We start from the raw sequence: 17,787 nt of genomic DNA on the forward strand, positions 1-17,787 counted from the left end.
ATACAATTACAAAACGTAAGAGGCACAAAACAATGAGCAAAATGAGAGCAATCGAAGCCGCCGTTCTGGTGATGCGCCGCGAAGGGGTCGATACCGCTTTTGGCATCCCGGGTGCCGCCATCAACCCGCTGTATTCCGCGCTGCAGAAGGTCGGCGGCATCGATCACGTCCTCGCCCGCCACGTTGAAGGCGCCTCGCACATGGCCGAGGGCTATACCCGCACCAAGGCCGGCAACATCGGCGTGTGCATCGGTACTTCGGGCCCGGCCGGCACCGACATGGTCACCGGCCTGTACAGCGCCTCGGCCGACTCGATCCCGATTCTCTGCATCACCGGCCAGGCACCCCGGGCCCGCCTGCACAAGGAAGACTTCCAGGCGGTGGACATCACCAGCATCGTCAAGCCGGTGACCAAGTGGGCCACCACCGTGCTGGAGCCGGGCCAGGTGCCCTACGCCTTCCAGAAAGCCTTCTACGAAATGCGTTCCGGCCGCCCCGGTCCGGTACTGATCGACCTGCCGTTCGATGTGCAGATGGCGGAAATCGAGTTCGACATCGACGCCTACCAGCCCCTGCCCCTGGCCAAGCCCAGCGCGACCCGGATCCAGGCCGAGAAAGCCCTGGCCCTGCTGGACCAGGCCGAGCGTCCGTTGCTGGTGGCCGGCGGTGGCGTGATCAACGCCGATGCCAGCGAGCTGCTGGTGGAGTTCGCCGAGCTGACCGGCATTCCGGTGATCCCAACCCTGATGGGCTGGGGCAGCATCCCCGACGATCACCCGCAGATGGTGGGCATGGTCGGCCTGCAGACCTCCCATCGCTATGGCAACGCCACCCTGCTCAAGTCCGACGCCGTACTGGGCATTGGCAACCGCTGGGCCAACCGCCACACCGGCTCGGTGGACGTCTATACCGAAGGCCGCAAGTTCATCCACGTGGACATCGAACCGACCCAGATCGGCCGGGTATTCACCCCGGACCTGGGCATCGTCTCCGACGCCGGCAGCGCCCTGACCGTGCTCCTGGAAGTGGCCCGCGAATGGCAGACCGCCGGCAAGCTCAAGGACCGCAGCACATGGCTGCACGACTGCCAGCAGCGCAAGGCCAGCCTGCACCGCAAGACCCACTTCGACAATGTGCCGGTCAAGCCGCAGCGCGTGTACGAAGAGATGAACCAGGTGTTCGGCAAGGACACCTGCTACGTCAGCACCATCGGCCTGTCGCAGATTGCCGGGGCGCAGTTCCTCCATGTCTACAAGCCGCGCCACTGGATCAACTGCGGCCAGGCCGGCCCGCTGGGCTGGACCATTCCCGCAGCCCTGGGCGTGGTCAAGGCCGATCCGCAGCGCCAGGTGGTGGCGCTGTCCGGCGACTACGACTTCCAGTTCATGATCGAAGAGCTGGCCGTGGGCGCCCAGTTCAACCTGCCCTACATCCATGTGGTGGTGAACAACTCCTACCTGGGGCTGATCCGTCAGGCCCAGCGCGGCTTCGACATGGACTACTGCGTGCAGCTGTCCTTCGACAACCTCAACGCGCCGGAACTCAACGGCTACGGCGTCGACCACGTGGCGGTCGCCGAAGGCCTGGGTTGCAAGGCCCTGCGGGTGTTCGAACCCAAGGACATCCAGCCGGCCCTGCGCCAGGCCCAGGAAATGCTCCAGACCTACAAGGTGCCGGTGGTGGTGGAGATCATCCTGGAGCGGGTAACCAACATTTCCATGGGCACCGAGATCAACGCGGTCAACGAGTTCGAAGACCTGGCGCTGGTGGGCAACGACGCCCCGACCGCGATTTCCCTGCTCGACTAACCCCTGGAGCCGCTGCCACAGGCTGTCATCGGGTTCACCGAACCCTGCCGGGATTGCCCCGCACGCCCTCTTGTCCAGAGAGGTCGCCGGGGTAGCCCGACTGCCACCTTGGCGCCCGCCACAGGCTTCACTGCTTCACAGGAGACCACCATGCCGCGTTTTGCCGCCAACCTGTCCATGCTGTTCACCGAACAGGACTTCCTCGCCCGCTTCAAGGCCGCCGCCGATGCCGGCTTCAGTGGCGTCGAATACCTGTTTCCCTACGAATTCAGCTCCGCCGAGATCAAGGCGCAACTCGATGCCCACGGCCTGACCCAGGTGCTGTTCAACCTGCCGGCCGGGGACTGGGCCAAGGGTGAGCGCGGTATCGCCTGCCTGCCCGATCGGGTCGAGGAGTTCCGTGCCGGCGTCGATCTGGCCATCGCCTACGCCCAGGTCCTGGGCAACACCCAGGTCAACTGCCTGGCGGGCATCCGCCCACAAGGCACCGATGAAGCCCTGCTGGAAAAGACCCTGGTCGCCAACCTCAAGTACGCCGCCGACAAGCTGCAGGCGGTGGGCATCAAGCTGGTGATGGAGGCCATCAACACCCGCGACATTCCCGGCTTCTACCTCAACAACACCGCCCAGGCGCTGTCGATCCGCGAGCAGGTGGGCAGCGCCAACCTGTACCTGCAGTACGACATCTACCACATGCAAATCATGGAGGGAGATCTGGCCCGGACCATGGCCAACCACCTGGGCCAGATCAACCACATTCAGCTGGCGGACAACCCCGGGCGCAATGAGCCGGGCACCGGCGAGATCAACTACCGCTTCCTTTTCGAGCACCTGGACCGCATCGGCTACCAGGGCTGGGTCGGCTGCGAGTACAAGCCGCTGACCACCACCGAGGCTGGCCTTGGCTGGCTGAAAACCCACAACGCAATCTGAACCCGCACGCCTGTAGGAGCTGGCTTGCCGGCGAACGCGTCGGCAAGCACTGCACGCCCCTGAAAAGCGCCTTCGCTGGCCAGCCAGCTCCTGCAAGGCCCCGTTGAATAGAGGATTTTCATCATGGCTAAAATCGGATTTATCGGCACCGGCATCATGGGCCACCCCATGGCCGCCAACCTGCAGAAAGCCGGTCACTCGCTGCTGCTCTCGGAACACCACGGCAAGGCCCCGGCCGACCTGATCGCCGCCGGCGCCGTGGCCCTGGCCTCGCCCAAAGAGGTGGCCCAGGAAGCCGAATTCGTCATCATCATGGTGCCCGACACCCCCCAGGTCGAAGACGTGCTGCTGCGCGCCGACGGCGTTGCCGCCGGGATCGGCAAGGGCAAGATCGTCATCGACATGAGCTCCATCTCCCCCACCGCGACCAAGGCCTTCGCCGCCAAGATCAACGAGAAAGGCGCACAGTACCTGGACGCCCCGGTGTCCGGCGGCGAAGTCGGGGCCAAGGCCGCGACCCTGAGCATCATGGTCGGCGGCGACAGCCAGGCCTTCGAACGCGCCCTGCCGCTGTTCCAGAGCATGGGCAAGAACATCACCCTGGTGGGCGGCAACGGTGACGGCCAGACCGCCAAGGTGGCCAACCAGATCATCGTCGCCCTGAACATCCAGGCCGTGGCCGAAGCCCTGCTGTTCGCCGCGAAGAACGGGGCCGACCCGGCCAAGGTGCGTGAAGCGCTGATGGGCGGCTTCGCCTCCTCGAAGATCCTCGAAGTGCACGGCGAGCGGATGATCAAGGGCACCTTCGATCCGGGCTTCCGCATCAACCTGCACCAGAAGGACCTGAACCTGGCCCTCAGCGGCGCCCGCGAGCTGGGCATCAACCTGCCCAACACCGCCAGCACCCAGCAAGTGTTCAGCACCTGCAGCGCCATCGGTGGCGCCAACTGGGACCACTCGGCGCTGATCAAGGGCCTGGAACACATGGCCAACTTCTCGATCCGCGAGAACCAATAACCCCCCTATGTAGCCGCTGCCTCAGGCTGTACCAAGGTTCGCAGGAAACGCCTCACGGCGGGCCAGGGACCGGCCCTGCCGACCTTGTCGCCGCCTGAGGTGGCGGCTACACCCGCTTCAAGCCCCCCATAACAAGAAATCCGGGAGTCCGCCATGTCGGTCGATCCGCAACAATTCCTCCGTGAGCTGTTCGCCACAGCCATCGACGCCGCCCATCCGCAACAGGTACTGCAAGCCCATCTCCCCAGCGACCGCAGCGGTCGAGTGATCGTCATCGGTGCCGGCAAGGCCGCGGCGGCCATGGCCCAGGTGGTGGAACGCAACTGGCAGGGCGAAGTCAGCGGGCTGGTGGTCACCCGCTACGGCCACGGCGCCCCCTGCACCAGGATCGAGGTGGTCGAGGCCGCCCACCCGGTGCCCGACGCCGCCGGCCTGGCCGTGGCCAAGCGAGTGCTGGAGCTGGTCAGCAACCTGTCGGAACAGGACCGGGTGATTTTCCTGCTGTCCGGCGGCGGCTCGGCCTTGCTGGCCCTGCCCGCCGTCGGCATCACCCTGGCCGACAAGCAAGCCATCAACAAGGCCCTGCTCAAATCCGGCGCCAGCATCGGCGAGATGAACTGCGTGCGCAAACACCTCTCGGCGATCAAGGGCGGCCGCCTGGCCAAGGCCTGCTGGCCGGCCACGGTCTACACCTACGCGATATCCGACGTACCCGGCGATCTGGCGACCGTCATCGCCTCCGGCCCCACCGTGGCCGACCCAAGCACCTCGGCCGAGGCCCTGGCGATTCTCAAGCGCTACGCCATCGACGTCCCGACGGCCGTGCGCAGCTGGTTGCAGAGCCCAGAGTCGGAAACCGTCAAGCCCGGCGACCCGTGCCTGGAGCGCAGTCATTTCCAACTGATCGCCCGGCCCCAGCAATCCCTGGAAGCCGCCGCGGTGAAAGCCCGGCAGGCCGGCTACAGCCCGCTGATCCTCGGCGATCTGGAAGGCGAATCCCGCGAAGTGGCCAAGGTTCACGCCGGCATCGCCCGCCAGGTGGCCTTGCACGGCCAGCCGCTGGCGGCGCCCTGCGTGATCCTGTCCGGCGGCGAAACCACGGTCACCGTGCGCGGCAATGGCCGTGGCGGACGCAACGCCGAGTTCCTCCTGAGCCTCACCGACAGCCTCAAGGGCTACCCGGGCATCTACGCCCTGGCCGGCGATACCGACGGCATCGACGGTTCCGAAGACAACGCCGGGGCCATCATGACCCCGGACAGCTACGCCCGCGCCGCAGCCCTGGGCCTGAGCGCCAGCGACGAGCTGGACAACAACAATGGCTACGGCTACTTCGCCGCGCTGGGCGACCTGATCGTCACCGAGCCGACCCGCACCAACGTCAACGACTTCCGCGCCATCCTGATTCTCGAGAGCCCCAAACATGACGCCTGACAAGAAGGTCAAAATCCTCGCCACCCTGGGTCCGGCCATCGACGGCATCGAGGACATCCGTGAGCTGGTGCAGGCCGGAGTCAACATCTTCCGGCTCAACTTCAGCCACGGCAGCCACGCCGACCATGCTCAACGCTATGAGTGGATCCGCCAGATCGAAAGCGAACTGAACTATCCCCTGGGCATCCTCATGGACCTGCAGGGACCGAAACTGCGGGTCGGCACCTTCGCCGCAGGCAAGGTACAACTGGTGCGGGGGCAGGCGCTGCGCCTGGACCTCGACCCGACCCCGGGCAACGCCGAACGGGTGAACCTGCCGCACCCGGAAATCATCACCGCGCTGGAGCCGGGCATGGACCTGCTGCTGGACGACGGCAAGCTGCGCCTGCGGGTCATCGCCAAGCACGCCGACGCCATCGAGACCACCGTGCTCAATGGCGGCGAGCTGTCGGACCGCAAGGGCGTCAACGTGCCCCAGGCCGTACTCGACCTCAGCCCGCTGACCGCCAAGGATCGCAGCGACCTGAGCTTCGGCCTGGAGCTGGGGGTGGACTGGGTGGCGCTGTCCTTCGTGCAACGCCCGGAAGACATCCGCGAAGCGCGCACGCTGATCGGCGACAAGGCCTACCTGATGGCCAAGATCGAAAAACCTTCAGCGGTGACCCAACTACGGGAAATCGCCGAGCTGAGCGACGCGATCATGGTGGCCAGGGGCGACCTGGGGGTGGAGGTGCCGGCGGAAAGCGTGCCGCAAATCCAGAAAACCATCATCGGCACCTGCCGCCAGCTGGGCAAACCCGTGGTGGTGGCCACCCAGATGCTGGAATCGATGCGCTTTTCGCCCGCGCCGACCCGGGCCGAGGTCACCGACGTGGCCAACGCCGTGGCCGAGGGCGCCGATGCGGTGATGCTGTCGGCGGAAACCGCCTCCGGCGAGTACCCGCTGGAAGCAGTGCAGATGATGAGCAAGATCATTCGCCAGGTGGAGAGCGGTCCCGACTACCAGACCCAACTGGATGTCAGCCGGCCCCAGGCCGAGGCGACGGTGTCCGACGCCATCAGCTGCGCGATCCGCCGGGTGTGCAGCATCCTGCCGGTGGCGGTGCTGGTGAACTACAGCGAATCGGGCAGCTCGACCCTGCGTGCCGCCCGGGAACGGCCATCGGTGCCGATCCTCAACCTGACGCCGAACCTGGCCACCGCGCGCCGCCTGACCCTGACCTGGGGCGTGCACTCGGTGGTCAATGACCGCCTGCGCCAAGTGGACGAGGTGTGCGCCACGGCCCTGGAAATCGCCCAGGCTCAGGGCCTGGCCAAGCGCGGCGATACGGTCGTGATCACCACCGGCGTGCCGTTCGGCCAGCCGGGAACCACCAACTCCCTGCGTGTCGAAACCCTTCTCTGACCCGCCGCCACTGCCGCCGCAGCGCACGCGACCTGCAAGAAGCCGCCCGCAGAGGTGGCCAAGCGGAGCGAACGCTGCACGCGGCAGTTGCCGCATCCATCGATTTCCACCATGCCTGCACAGTCCTTCAACGCTTTCTGCCCCGACTGGGCCACTGCCCTGCTTAACGGCTTCAGTCAGATTTTCCTGCAGCGCCATCCGCTGTGCGGCCTGTTGTGCCTGCTGGCGATCCTGATCGGCGCCCCGGCCCAACTCGGGGGTGCCCTGCTTGGCGCCCTGGCCGGACTGCTCACGGCACAACGCCGGGGCTACGCCAAGGCCGACCGGCAAGCCGGGCTCTTCAGCTACAACGGTGTGCTCCTGGGCTTGCTGCTGAGCCTGTACCTGCCCTGGTCGGCGCTGCTACCGCCGCTGATCATCGCTGCCGCCGGCCTCAGCGCGATCCTCACCCAGCAATGGCTCAAGCGCGCTCGCCAGCCGCACAGCCTGCCGGCCTACACCGCGCCCTTCGTCGGCCTTGGCTGGCTGTTGCTGAGCCTGATGCAACCCCAGGTGCCCCTGCTCCCGGCGGCGCCCGAGCTGTCGCTGCCGAGCCTGCTGGGCGGCCTGCTCCAGGGCCTGGGCCAGATCATGTTTCTCGGCCAGCCGCTGGCCGGGCTGCTGATTTTCCTCGGACTGCTGCTGGCCAACCGCCGAGCGGCGACCTGGGCCCTGATCGGCTCGGCCTGCGGCCTGGCCCTGGCACTGTGGCAACAGCAACAGGGGCAGGCGCTGTTGGGCCTGGGCGGCTACAACAGTGCCCTGGCGGCCCTGGCCCTGGGTCAGCAGGCCCGTGCTCCGTGGCGCCCCCTGGCGGGGATCTTCCTGGCCCTGCTGATCACCCCCGGGATCGTCAGCCTGGGCCTTGCGCCACTCACCGCGCCCTTCGTCATCGCCTGCTGGCTGGTGCATGCCGCAACCCGGATTCTGGATCGCACGCCCCGGGACAACACACCTTGCGCTCCCCCGGCCTCTCCCCCTAGGCTGCGCTGATCTTCGATTCAGGCGACTTCCATGGGTAACCGCGACAACTGGCGCCAGCGCCTCTACGTGATGATCTTCCAGACCGATACGGTGGCCGGAAGACGCTTCGACACCACCCTGCTGCTGATCATCCTCGCCAGCCTGGTGATCGTGATCCTCGACAGCATCGACGAGGTCCACAGCAACTACGCCAACGTCCTGGCCTACATCGAATGGGGCTTCACCCTGATCTTCGCCATCGAGTACGGGCTGCGCCTGTACTGCTCGCCCAAGCCGCTGCGCTACGCCTTCAGCTTCTATGGCCTGGTGGACCTGCTGGCGATCGTCCCCGGCATCCTCGCCCTGTACTACAGCGACGCCCAGTACCTGCTGATCATCCGTATCATCCGCATGCTGCGGATCTTCCGCGTGCTCAAGCTGGCGCCCTACCTGAAACAGGCCCACTACCTGCTGGACGCCCTGCGCGGCAGCAAACAGAAGATCCTGGTGTTCCTGCTCAGCGTCTGCACCCTGGTCACGGTATTCGGCACCCTGATGTACGTGGTCGAAGGCCCGGAGCATGGCTTCACCAGTATCCCCAAGGGCATCTACTGGGCCATCGTCACCCTGACCACCGTGGGTTATGGCGATATCGTGCCCAAGACCGTGATCGGCCAGATGATCTCGTCGATGGTGATGATCACCGGTTACTCGATCATCGCCGTGCCCACCGGGATCTTCACCGCGGAACTGGCCAGCGCCATGCGTGGCGAACAGCTCAAGCATGACTGCCCGGTGTGCCGCAAGAACAGCCATGAACCGTCGGCGGCCTTCTGCTCGCGCTGCGGTAACGCGCTGTTCAGGAAACTGGAATAAGCAAAGTTCTTTTTAATCTTTAAAGAGATATAGCGCCCCGGCTATAGTCGGCGGCAAATTGCCTTCACTCTCGAACAAAAGGAATGTGCAGTGAAAAAATTCTTCAGCGCTTCGCTTCTGGCGGCCGGCCTGGCCCTGGGCAGCGCCGCCCAGGCCGCACCCACCCTGCTCAACGTGTCCTACGACGTGATGCGCGACTTCTACAAGGACTACAACGCCGCCTTCCAGAAACACTGGAAAGCCGAGCACAACGAAAACATCACCCTGCAGATGTCCTTCGGCGGCTCCAGCAAACAGGCGCGCTCGGTGATCGACGGCCTGCCGGCGGATGTCATCACCATGAACATGGCCACCGACATCAACGCCCTGGCGGACAACGGCCAGCTGGTGCCGGACAACTGGGTGACCCGCCTGCCGAACAACAGCGCGCCCTTCACCTCGGCCACCGTGTTCATCGTACGCAAGGGCAACCCCAAGGCCCTGAAAGACTGGCCGGACCTGCTCAAGGATGGCGTGCAAGTGATAGTGCCCAACCCCAAGACCTCGGGTAACGGCCGCTACACCTACCTCTCGGCCTGGGGTTATGTGCTGAAGAACGGCGGCGACGAGAACAAGGCCAAGGACTTCGTCGGCAAGCTGTTCAAGCAGGCGCCAGTGCTCGACACCGGTGGCCGCGCCGCCACCACCACCTTCATGACCAACCAGATCGGCGACGTGCTGGTGACTTTCGAGAACGAAGCGGAAATGATTGCCCGCGAATTCGGCCGCGATCAGTTCGAGGTGATCTACCCAAGCGTGTCCGCCGAAGCCGAGCCGCCGGTATCGGTGGTGGACAAGGTGGTGGAAAAGAAAGGCAGCCGCGCCGCAGCCGAGGAATACCTGAAGTACCTGTGGTCGCCGGAAGGCCAGGAAATCGCCGCCAACAACTACCTGCGCCCACGGGACCCGAAGGTGCTGGCCAAGTACACCGACCGCTTCCCGAAAGTCGACTTCCTCTCGGTGGAGAAGACCTTCGGCGACTGGCGCAGCGTGCAGAAGACCCACTTCAACGACGGCGGGATCTTCGACCAGATCTACACCAACGCCAAATGACCCCTCGCGGGTGAATGAAAAAAGCGACCCTGGCGGTCGCTTTTTTTATGCCCTTCCAGTCCGTTCAAAGCGCGCGGGCCGAGTTGAACAACGCCGCCGTGGCCACTTGATGCTGCTCCTCCAGCACCGCCTCGGCCTCGACTTCGATCAGCCACTCGGGCAAGGACAAGCCGCTGACGATTATCCACGAAGACGCCGGCGGCTGGCTGGCAAAGCGCTCCAGCAGCACCGCGCTGATATGTTCCTGCTGGTCACGGGCGGCTTCGGCGATGTAGATCCGCAGCATCACCACATCCGCCATCTGGCCGCCCGCCGCGGCCAGGACGCTTGCGATATTGTCGAAGGCCTGCTCGGTCTGCTCCCGCAGGCCGGGACCGACCGTCCGCTCCTGCTCATCCACCCCCACCTGACCGGACAGCAGCAGGCGTCGGCCGCCCCGCACTTCCACCGCCTGGCTGAAACCGTATTGCAGCGAATTGAACACACTGGCTGGGTTGAACGTCGACTTTTCCATAAGGTGCTCCCGGCGCATTGAACGACCAGAAACCGTAAACCAAGGCTTTGGCGACTTCCACTGCAACCCGCGTGCTGCAACATTTGGCAATGCAAGCCTGGGCAGCGCAGCGCCGGAGCGGAATCTTCCACGCCGCAGACAACGGCCTTACATGGGCGGAGCCACCCCATCCTTGCCGGCGGAAATCGACTGCGCGGTGAGTTTGCCGTCGGCGCTCTGGGTGACGAACATCACCACCTTGACCCCAGCCTTGAGCAGGCTGCGATCTCCGGGGGTGAGATTGACGATGGGAACATCGTCCGGCACCAGGATCCTCTGCTGCCCGCCCTTGTAATTGACGGTCAGGGTGCGGCCGTTGCTCACCACCAGATCCCCGACGCTGCCGTTGGTCATGCTGCTGCCCTTGGCCAGGTCGAAGGGCCGATGACCATCCCCGGTGCCGGCCATCTGCGCGGGAAAGACATGCACCTCCAGGGCCTTGAGCGTACCGTCGGCCATGGGCATCGCCGCAGACCCGATGTAGCTGCCGGGCTTGATGTCCTCGATGTTGGCCAGGGTCACCCCGCGCACCTGGGTCTGTGGCGTCAGCTCGACGCTGACGCTTTCACCGCTGTTGACATGCACCCGCACCAGGTCGCCGCTGATCCCGGTGATCTCGCCGCGCACCCCCATGCGCATGCCCGGAGCCTCCTGGGCGCGGGCCTCAACGCCCACCAGGGTGAACGCCAGAACAACGCCCTGAGCGGCGCACAACCAACCACGCAAAGACCGATTCATGGGATGGATTTCCTCGATTGAAAAGGGGGCTCGGGCCACTGCGGGGCAAATGGCGAACATGAGCATGCTATCGAACAAGATGTAAGTAAATGTATCATCAACCCTCGTCAGCGGCATCCGTCCCGGCTGGCAGCGCAACGCCCTGAATCGGTCATTTATTCCCCTCAGGAATGAATGCTATTGCCCCACCCTCTCTACTGCGTTACCGCGCCGCCTCTTAACCTTGCCCCATCTTTTCGCCGCCAAGAGAATTGCGATGAGCTCAACGACCCAGGCGCTGCCCCTGCGCAGCGTGACAATGACCCGAGGCATGGTGCTGCTGTTCGCCTTCTGCTGCGGCGCCATCGTCGCCAACATCTACTACGCACAACCCATCATCGAGCTGATCGCCCCGGACCTCGGCCTGTCCAGCTCCCTGGCCAGCCTGATCGTGTCCCTGACCCAGATCGGCTATGCCCTGGGCCTGTTCTTCCTGGTGCCCCTGGGAGACTTGCTGGAAAACCGCCGTCTGATGGTGATCACCACCCTGGTAGCCATCGCCAGCCTGCTGGGAGCGGCCTGGACCCAGCAGCCCAACGTCTTTCTCCTGGTGTCGCTGCTGATCGGCTTCAGCTCGGTGTCGGTGCAGATCCTCATTCCCCTGGCTGCGCACCTGGCCCCGGAAGAGTCCCGCGGCCGTGTGGTGGGCGGGATCATGGGCGGCCTGCTGCTGGGGATTCTCCTGGCCCGTCCGGTGTCCAGCGTGGTGGCCGATCTGTTTGGCTGGCGCGCGATGTTCATTGCCGCCGCCGTGCTGATGGCGGCCATCAGCCTGGTCCTGATGCTGACCATGCCCCAGCGCCAACCGGCCCATAGCGCCACCTACGGCCAACTGCTGCGCTCACTGGGGGGCCTGCTGCGCCGGCAACCGGTCTTGCGCCAGCGGGCCTTCTACCAGGGCTGCATGTTCGCCAGCTTCAGCCTGTTCTGGACCGCGGCTCCCCTGGAGCTGGCACGGCAGCACGGCCTGTCGCAGAGCCAGATCGCGATCTTCGCCCTGGTGGGCGCCATCGGTGCCATCGCCGCCCCCATCAGCGGACGCCTGGCGGATGTGCGGATTTCGGTGAACGTGACCGAGCGTTTCGCTAATACGTGACCGGTGCTTCCACCCCGGTTGCGCGGGTTCTGGATTGTAATCGCATCGGTCACGATGCGGCTTGTTCCTCGGCTTTTTTTCGGCGCAGCGACTCGCCTTTCATCGTCAGTCGGTAGGCGTTGTGCACCAGGCGGTCGAGGATGGCATCGGCCAGGGTCGGGTCGTTGATCCAGCCGTGCCAGTGCTCGATGGGCAGTTGGCTCGTCAGGATGGTGGAGCGGCTGCCAGCGCGGTCGTCGATCACCTCCAGCAGGTCATGCCGGGCTCCTTCCTCCAGCGGGGCTAGCGCCCAGTCGTCCAGCACCAGGACGTCGACCTTTGCCAGCTGTTGCAGGGTACGGCCGAAGCTGCCGTCGCCATGAGCGATGCGCAGTTGTTCCAGCAGGCGCGGGGTGCGCAGGTACAGGGTGCTATAGCCCTGGCGGCAGGCCTGGTTGCCCAGGGCGCAGGCCAGCCAGGTTTTGCCGGCACCGGTCGGGCCGGTCAGCAGCAGGTTGTGCTGCTGGCGGATCCAGTCGCCACTGGCCAGGGTGGCGATCAGACGCTCGTCCAGGGCGCGTCCGGTGCGGCGGTCGAGATCTTCCAGGCAGGCGTTGGCGTACTTGAGCTTGGCCTTCTTGCGCAGCCGTACCAGGCGCTGGTTGTCACGCCAGGCCAGTTCGCGGTCGAGCAGTAGGCCGAGGCGTTCATCGAAGCTCAGGCTGTGGCTGGCCGGCAGCGTCCATTGCTCTTCCAGGGCGCGGGCCATGCCGTCCAGGCGTAGCTGGTGCAGTTGATTCAGGGTGTGTTGCGGCATCATCGAACAGCTCCTGTTGCGGGGGTTGGTAGTAGTCGGCGCCACGGACGTTCTCGTGGTCGCCGGGTAAGGTCGTTTCGGCGGCACGCTGGGGCAGCGGCTGTTGATCCAGGCCTTGCTGGAGCAGGTTGCGCACGCTGCGCCCGGTGAAGGCGCGCAGGTGTACGGCACGTTCGGCAGCGGCTTCCAGGCGTGCATTGCCATAGCGCCGGGCCAGCGAGAGCAGGCCGAGGCAGGCGCGGTAGCCCATCTCCGGGTGCGGCTTGTGGGTCAGTTGGTGATCGATCAGTTGGCGCGTGTAGGGGCCGATCCGCGCGCCCCAGTCGAGCAGGCGTTGTGGCGTCCATTCGCGATGCGCCTGGTGCGCCGCGGGCATGTGCTCGCGCTGGGTACTGTAAGCGCCGCGTCGCCCCAGCAGCAGGTGGCTGGCCACCCGCCGGTTGCCATGCAGCACTTCCAGGGTGTGTGCCGTCAGTCGCACGTCCACGTTCTGCCGGGCCAGGGCGGAGGGCACGCTGTAGAAGCTGCCATTGACCTCGATGTGGTAGTCGATGCTGACCTTGCAGCGCTTGAAGGTGGCGACCTCGTAGGGATGCACCGGCAGCGCTCGCAAGGCCGGGCGATCCAGGCGCTCGAACCAGTCGCGCCGGCAGCCATCGAGCCGCTTGAACGGGCGCCGATTCAGATCCTCCAGCAGCTCGGCGATGGCCTGGTTAAGCGCATGCAGGCTGAAGAACTGCCGATGGCGCAGCCGCGCCATGATCCAGCGCTCGACCACCTGCACCGCCACCTCGGCCTTGGCCTTGTCCTGAGGCCTTGCGTGGCCGTGCGGCAGGATCACCGTCTGGTAATGACGCGCGCACTCCAGCGTGGCCCGGTTCAGGCCCGGCTCGTAGCGATCCGGCTGGGCGACCAGGGCGCGCGGATTGTCCGGCACAACCATTTCCGGCACGCCGCCAAAGTAGGTCAGAGCCTGGCCCAGCGAGGTCAGCCAGTCCACCTGGGTTTCGCCTGGCGTCGCGCAGGCATAGGTGTAATTCGAGGCGCCCAGGGCGGCGACGAAGATGTGCGCCCGGCGCACTTCGCCGGTGGCCGGGTCGACCACCGGCAGCGTCGGCCCGGCATAGTCGATGAATAGCTTCTCGCCCGCACGGTGCAGCTGACGCATCGAACGTTTGAGCGTCTGGGCGTAGCGCCGGTAGTGCTCGACGAACTGGGTGTAGCGGTAGGTCGGCTGGCCCGCATGCGCGGCGAGATATTCCTCCCACAGCAGCTGCAAGGTCACGCCCTTGCGTCGCAACTCGCGGTGGATGCTCAGCACATCGGGCAGCACTCGCTCAACCGCGCGGCTTGTTCGTCGACGTCGGTGCAAACAAGGCGGCCGCCAGCGCGGCCTCGTCCATGGCCACCAGCGCCGGCCAGTCCAGCCGGCCACCCGCGCCGCCGCGATGTACTTGCTAACCACGCCCTTGGACAGCTGCAAGGCACGGGCAATCTTCTCGTGGGACAAGCCGGCCTCAAACTTGAGGCGCAGACATTCTTTGATGTTTCGCATGGCTACTCGCGGCGCCGCCATCTTCCTCTCCCGAAATCGGTCGAGGATGGCGGCGCATCAGGTCATGCGCAACGAAGGGGAAGGCTTTCGCTAAGTCGTGACCGCGATTTCGGTAAGCCGTGACCACCTGTTTCGGAACAGGCGGAAAATCGGTCACGTTGCTACCGAAATGAGCGGTCACGCGTTAGCGAAATGACCGGTCACGATCAACCGAAACGGCCGGTCACGGTGCTCCGAAATCCGCACCTTGGCCACTTCCAGGGTCGAGCGGGCGCGGCTGTTGCTGTGCTGCATGGAGCTGACCGCCTGATCGGTGCCCTGCTGGATACCGCCGATCATCTGCTCGATTTCCTGGGTCGATTGCTGAGTCCGATGGGCCAGGGCCCGCACTTCATCGGCCACCACCGCAAAGCCGCGCCCGGCATCCCCGGCCCGCGCCGCCTCGATGGCCGCGTTCAGGGCCAACAGGTTGGTCTGCTCGGCGATGGCGCGAATCACCTCCAGCACCTTGCTGATGCCGTAGACCTTCTGCGCCAGCTGTTCCACCTGACTGGCATTGGCTGTCACATCCTCGGCCAGCGACTCGATGGACAGCACAGTCTGATGCACCTGTTCACGCCCGTGCTGGGCGATTCGATCTGATTCGCGGACGCTTCGGAAGTGGCCACCGCGTTGCTCGCCACCTCCTCCACCGCGGCGGTCATCTGATTCACTGCCGTGGCTGCCTGCTCGATCTCCTGGCTCTGCTGGTGCAGGCCCCGGGTCGCATCCTCGGTGACGCAACTGAGTTCCTCGGAAGCCGAGGCAAGTTGGCTGGAGGAGTCGGAAATGCGCCGGATCGTCTCGCGCAAGCTGTGCTGCATGGCCTTGAGCGCCAGCAACAGGCGCGCCGGCTCGTCCTTGCCGATCACCGTGATGTCCCCGGTCAGGTCGCCGCCGGCCACCACCTCGGCCACGCGCAAGGACTGCCAGGGGCAGGACGATGCTGCGGGTCAACAACAAGGCCAGGCCAATGGTCACCAGGGCCGCGACCACGATCATCCCACCACCCAGACTCGCGATTTGCTGAATACGGCCTGGGCCAGATCCGTGGCCTGGGTCGCACTTTGCTTGTTCAAGTCGATCAGGTCATGCAGTGTCGCGGCCATTTCATCGGCCAACTGGTTCATTTCGCCGTTGACCACCTTGACCGCCTGCTCCAGCTGATTCTGGCTGGAGAAGGCCATGACCTGGGCCTGCCGCTGCAGGTACTGCTTCTCCACGTCCTTGAAGCGATCGAACAAGACCCGCTCCTGGGGCAGCACGATCAGCGACTCATAGCGCCCCTGAGCAACGCCCAGGCCACTCTTGATGTCATTGATCTTGGCTTCGTTCTGGGCCAGGGCCTGGGGGTCGCGATTGATCAGCAGACGCAGGGTCAGGGCGCGAAGACGCAGCAGGTCCTGGCTCATGTCGCCCACCGACATGACGCTGGGCAACCAGTTGCTCTCCACTTCATCGGACTGCTGGCGCATGTTGGCCATCTGCATCAGGGCAAATGCGCCGAGGACAAACACCATCAGCGCCAGCAAGCCAAAACCCAGGCTGGCGCGGGGGCAATGTTGAGGCTTCTGAGACTCATTCCTTTGGCTCCTTCCTAGAGCGCTGCAAAAGCTTGCAGCAGGGTGCTCTTAGACGGTATCGGGCCGGCGGAAATTTGCGTAAGACAAAAACGTGATATCAAAACGCCCTATGACTTCGATACCTGAAAGTAAAACGATTCAGCTCACAGAAAATCGGTATTTTCCAATCAAGCAGCGTATCTGGTAGCGCAAAACCGCAGCTTGCACATTCATCGACGCAACGCCGGGCCAGCAACTACCACAAGCAAAAACGTGAACGCCTGCGCTGGCCAATGCTCTATAACTTCAGCACCTTTACCAGCCGATCCGACATTCATCACTGCCTGAGGTTTGCCATGACCATTACCGTCAATACCGAGTCCAGCGAAGGTTTCCGCCACAGCATCCAGGTCGACGACCATCAGCTGTTCACCGACCTGCCCCGGTACGCCGGCGGCGAAGGCACCGCGCCCGAGCCCCACGATTATTTCGATACCGCCCTGGGGGCCTGCAAGGCCCTGACCCTCAAGCTCTACGCACAGAAGAAAAGCATCCCGCTCACCGGCGTCACGGTGGAGCTCAAGCACGACAACAGTCAGGAACAGCAAGGCAAATACGCCCTGCACGTGAAGCTGACCCTCAAGGGCGTGCTCACCGACGCCCAGCGTGAAGAGCTGCACCGGGTAGCCGATCGCTGCCCGATCCACAAGCTGATGACCAGCAGTGAAGTCAGCATCGAGACGCACCTGTCCGAAGGCGCCTTCAGCCAGTAGCGGCAAGGCTGGCAGCCGGGGTTATGCTTGCGGGCATCCCCCGAGCAGCCTGGAATCCGCCATGAATTCGCCCCTAGTGATCCGCCCTCGCGTCGAGGACGTCGAAGGCCAGCCTATCCTCCGCCCCCTGCCTTCGGCGCAGTGCCGCAGCGTCGGCCCCTTCGTATTCTTCGACCACATGCTGAGCACCTCCTACCCTGCCGGCAAAGGCATGAACATCCGCCAACACCCGCATATCGGCCTGTCCACGCTGACCTACCTGTTCGCAGGACAGATCCGCCACAAGGACAGCCTCGGCTCGGACCAGATCGTCCTGGCCGGGGACGTCAGCTGGATGACCGCAGGCAGTGCCATCGCTCACGTCGAGCGCACGCCCGAGGCCCAGCTGAGCCAGGCTTTCACCCTGCATGGGTTGCAGGTCTGGCTGGCCTCGCCCAAGGAACATGAGCAGGGGCCCGGGCACTACAGCCATCACCCCGCGGCCACACTGCCGGTGAGTGACAACCTCGGGGTCACGATCCGCATGATCGCCGGCAGCGGCTTCTGCCTGGAGTCGCCGGTGCCAGTGCTCTCCCGACCCTGTATGCCGAACTGCACCTGCAGACCGCCACCAGCCTGTTGATTCCCACCGAGCATCAGCAACGCGCGCTGTATGTGCTGGACGGCGAGGCACAGCTGGACGGCGAGCCATTGCCCCTGCACTCGCTGGTGGTATTGCCGGAGGGAGAAAACGCCACGCTGTTCGCCGAGAGCGACTGCCATGCGGTACTGCTTGGCGGTGCGCCTCTGGACGGGCCGCGACGGGTCAACTGGAACTTTGTCGCCAGCGACCCGCTGTTGATCGATGCAGCACGCAGACGCTGGGCAGCCGGGGACTGGCCGCAAGTGCCGGAGAAAGCGAGCGCATCGAACTGCCCGCTCCCGCCGCTGATCCGGCAGGAGCCGGCTTGTCGGCGAACAGGCCCGCAGACCATCTTCGCCGGCAAGCCGGCTCCTACCAGCCCTGGAACACTTCGTCCAGCAGGTAATGGAAGGTGGCGAAGGCTCGGGCCGAGGTCTTGGCGTCATA

Annotated in this window: 14 protein-coding genes and 3 pseudogenes; 11 read left to right on the top strand and 6 right to left on the bottom strand. The window is 64.9% G+C overall.

The genetic code is table 11. The features are described 5' to 3' along the window. The first annotated feature begins 32 nt into the window (after positions 1-32). From gcl to BLV47_RS21795, 8 genes are all read left to right on the top strand, one after another. Positions 33-1,808: a glyoxylate carboligase gene (gcl, locus tag BLV47_RS21760; protein ID WP_092316974.1), complete on the top strand. Its 1,776-nt coding sequence runs from the start codon at positions 33-35 to the stop codon at positions 1,806-1,808. A 150-nt stretch (positions 1,809-1,958) separates the two neighbouring features. Further along, the gene (gene hyi, locus BLV47_RS21765) at positions 1,959-2,741 is read left to right on the top strand and encodes a hydroxypyruvate isomerase (RefSeq protein WP_092316977.1); all 783 of its coding nucleotides are present in this window, start codon (positions 1,959-1,961) and stop codon (positions 2,739-2,741) included. A gap of 123 nt (positions 2,742-2,864) precedes the next feature. After that, complete coding sequence (locus BLV47_RS21770; RefSeq protein ID WP_092316980.1) at positions 2,865-3,758, top strand: 2-hydroxy-3-oxopropionate reductase; 894 nt, start codon at positions 2,865-2,867, stop codon at positions 3,756-3,758. 153 nt (positions 3,759-3,911) lie between these two features. Next, positions 3,912-5,192: a glycerate kinase type-2 family protein gene (locus tag BLV47_RS21775; protein ID WP_092316983.1), complete on the top strand. Its 1,281-nt coding sequence runs from the start codon at positions 3,912-3,914 to the stop codon at positions 5,190-5,192. Then, a complete protein-coding gene (gene pyk, locus BLV47_RS21780; RefSeq protein WP_092316986.1) occupies positions 5,182-6,597 on the top strand; it encodes a pyruvate kinase in 1,416 nt (471 codons plus the stop codon). The genes BLV47_RS21775 and pyk overlap by 11 nt, the downstream gene beginning before the upstream one ends. A gap of 111 nt (positions 6,598-6,708) precedes the next feature. After that, positions 6,709-7,629 carry an urea transporter gene (locus tag BLV47_RS21785; RefSeq protein WP_092317360.1) on the top strand — a complete coding sequence of 307 codons (921 nt, stop codon included), beginning with the start codon at positions 6,709-6,711 and terminating at the stop codon, positions 7,627-7,629. Positions 7,630-7,650: 21 nt separating this feature from the next. Continuing rightward, positions 7,651-8,475 carry an ion transporter gene (locus tag BLV47_RS21790; RefSeq protein ID WP_092316989.1) on the top strand — a complete coding sequence of 275 codons (825 nt, stop codon included), beginning with the start codon at positions 7,651-7,653 and terminating at the stop codon, positions 8,473-8,475. A gap of 90 nt (positions 8,476-8,565) precedes the next feature. Continuing rightward, positions 8,566-9,567, top strand: coding sequence for a sulfate ABC transporter substrate-binding protein (locus tag BLV47_RS21795; RefSeq protein WP_092316991.1), 1,002 nt, complete (start codon positions 8,566-8,568; stop codon positions 9,565-9,567). Between the two features lie 64 nt (positions 9,568-9,631). On the opposite strand, the gene BLV47_RS21800 is transcribed toward BLV47_RS21795, so the two are convergent. Both BLV47_RS21800 and BLV47_RS21805 read right to left on the bottom strand, forming a co-directional pair. After that, complete coding sequence (locus BLV47_RS21800) at positions 9,632-10,081, bottom strand: RidA family protein (RefSeq protein WP_092316994.1); 450 nt, start codon at positions 10,079-10,081, stop codon at positions 9,632-9,634. Positions 10,082-10,228: 147 nt separating this feature from the next. Continuing rightward, positions 10,229-10,858, bottom strand: coding sequence for a DUF5666 domain-containing protein (locus BLV47_RS21805; RefSeq protein ID WP_092316997.1), 630 nt, complete (start codon positions 10,856-10,858; stop codon positions 10,229-10,231). A 256-nt stretch (positions 10,859-11,114) separates the two neighbouring features. On the opposite strand from BLV47_RS21805, the pseudogene BLV47_RS21810 reads away from it, so the two are divergent. After that, a pseudogene (locus tag BLV47_RS21810) lies at positions 11,115-11,948 on the top strand (MFS transporter); the annotation flags it as partial. Positions 11,949-12,042: 94 nt separating this feature from the next. Here the strand turns inward: BLV47_RS21810 and istB are convergent. The 4 genes and pseudogenes from istB to BLV47_RS37135 all read right to left on the bottom strand — a co-directional run bounded on the left by istB (position 12,043) and on the right by BLV47_RS37135 (position 15,915). Further along, positions 12,043-12,792, bottom strand: a complete 750-nt coding sequence (gene istB, locus BLV47_RS21815; RefSeq protein ID WP_062838242.1) for an IS21-like element IS1474 family helper ATPase IstB — start codon at positions 12,790-12,792, stop codon at positions 12,043-12,045. Between the two features lie 25 nt (positions 12,793-12,817). Further along, positions 12,818-14,365 (bottom strand): annotated as a pseudogene (istA, locus tag BLV47_RS21820) (IS21 family transposase); the annotation flags it as partial. A 156-nt stretch (positions 14,366-14,521) separates the two neighbouring features. Further along, entirely contained in the window at positions 14,522-15,385 is an 864-nt protein-coding gene (locus tag BLV47_RS37130; RefSeq protein ID WP_425272163.1) for a methyl-accepting chemotaxis protein, read from the bottom strand. After that, positions 15,382-15,915 carry an MCP four helix bundle domain-containing protein gene (locus tag BLV47_RS37135; RefSeq protein WP_425272164.1) on the bottom strand — a complete coding sequence of 178 codons (534 nt, stop codon included), beginning with the start codon at positions 15,913-15,915 and terminating at the stop codon, positions 15,382-15,384. Before BLV47_RS37135 ends, BLV47_RS37130 begins: the two co-directional genes overlap by 4 nt. Before the next feature lie 386 nt (positions 15,916-16,301). Here BLV47_RS37135 and BLV47_RS21830 point away from each other — a divergent pair, with 386 nt between their 5' ends. Continuing rightward, positions 16,302-16,718, top strand: coding sequence for an OsmC family protein (locus BLV47_RS21830; RefSeq protein WP_092316921.1), 417 nt, complete (start codon positions 16,302-16,304; stop codon positions 16,716-16,718). A 61-nt stretch (positions 16,719-16,779) separates the two neighbouring features. After that, positions 16,780-17,635, top strand: a pseudogene (locus BLV47_RS21835) (pirin family protein); the annotation flags it as partial. Positions 17,636-17,787 lie beyond the last annotated feature (152 nt).

The organism is Pseudomonas saponiphila (assembly GCF_900105185.1).
Lineage (GTDB): Bacteria > Pseudomonadota > Gammaproteobacteria > Pseudomonadales > Pseudomonadaceae > Aquipseudomonas > Aquipseudomonas saponiphila.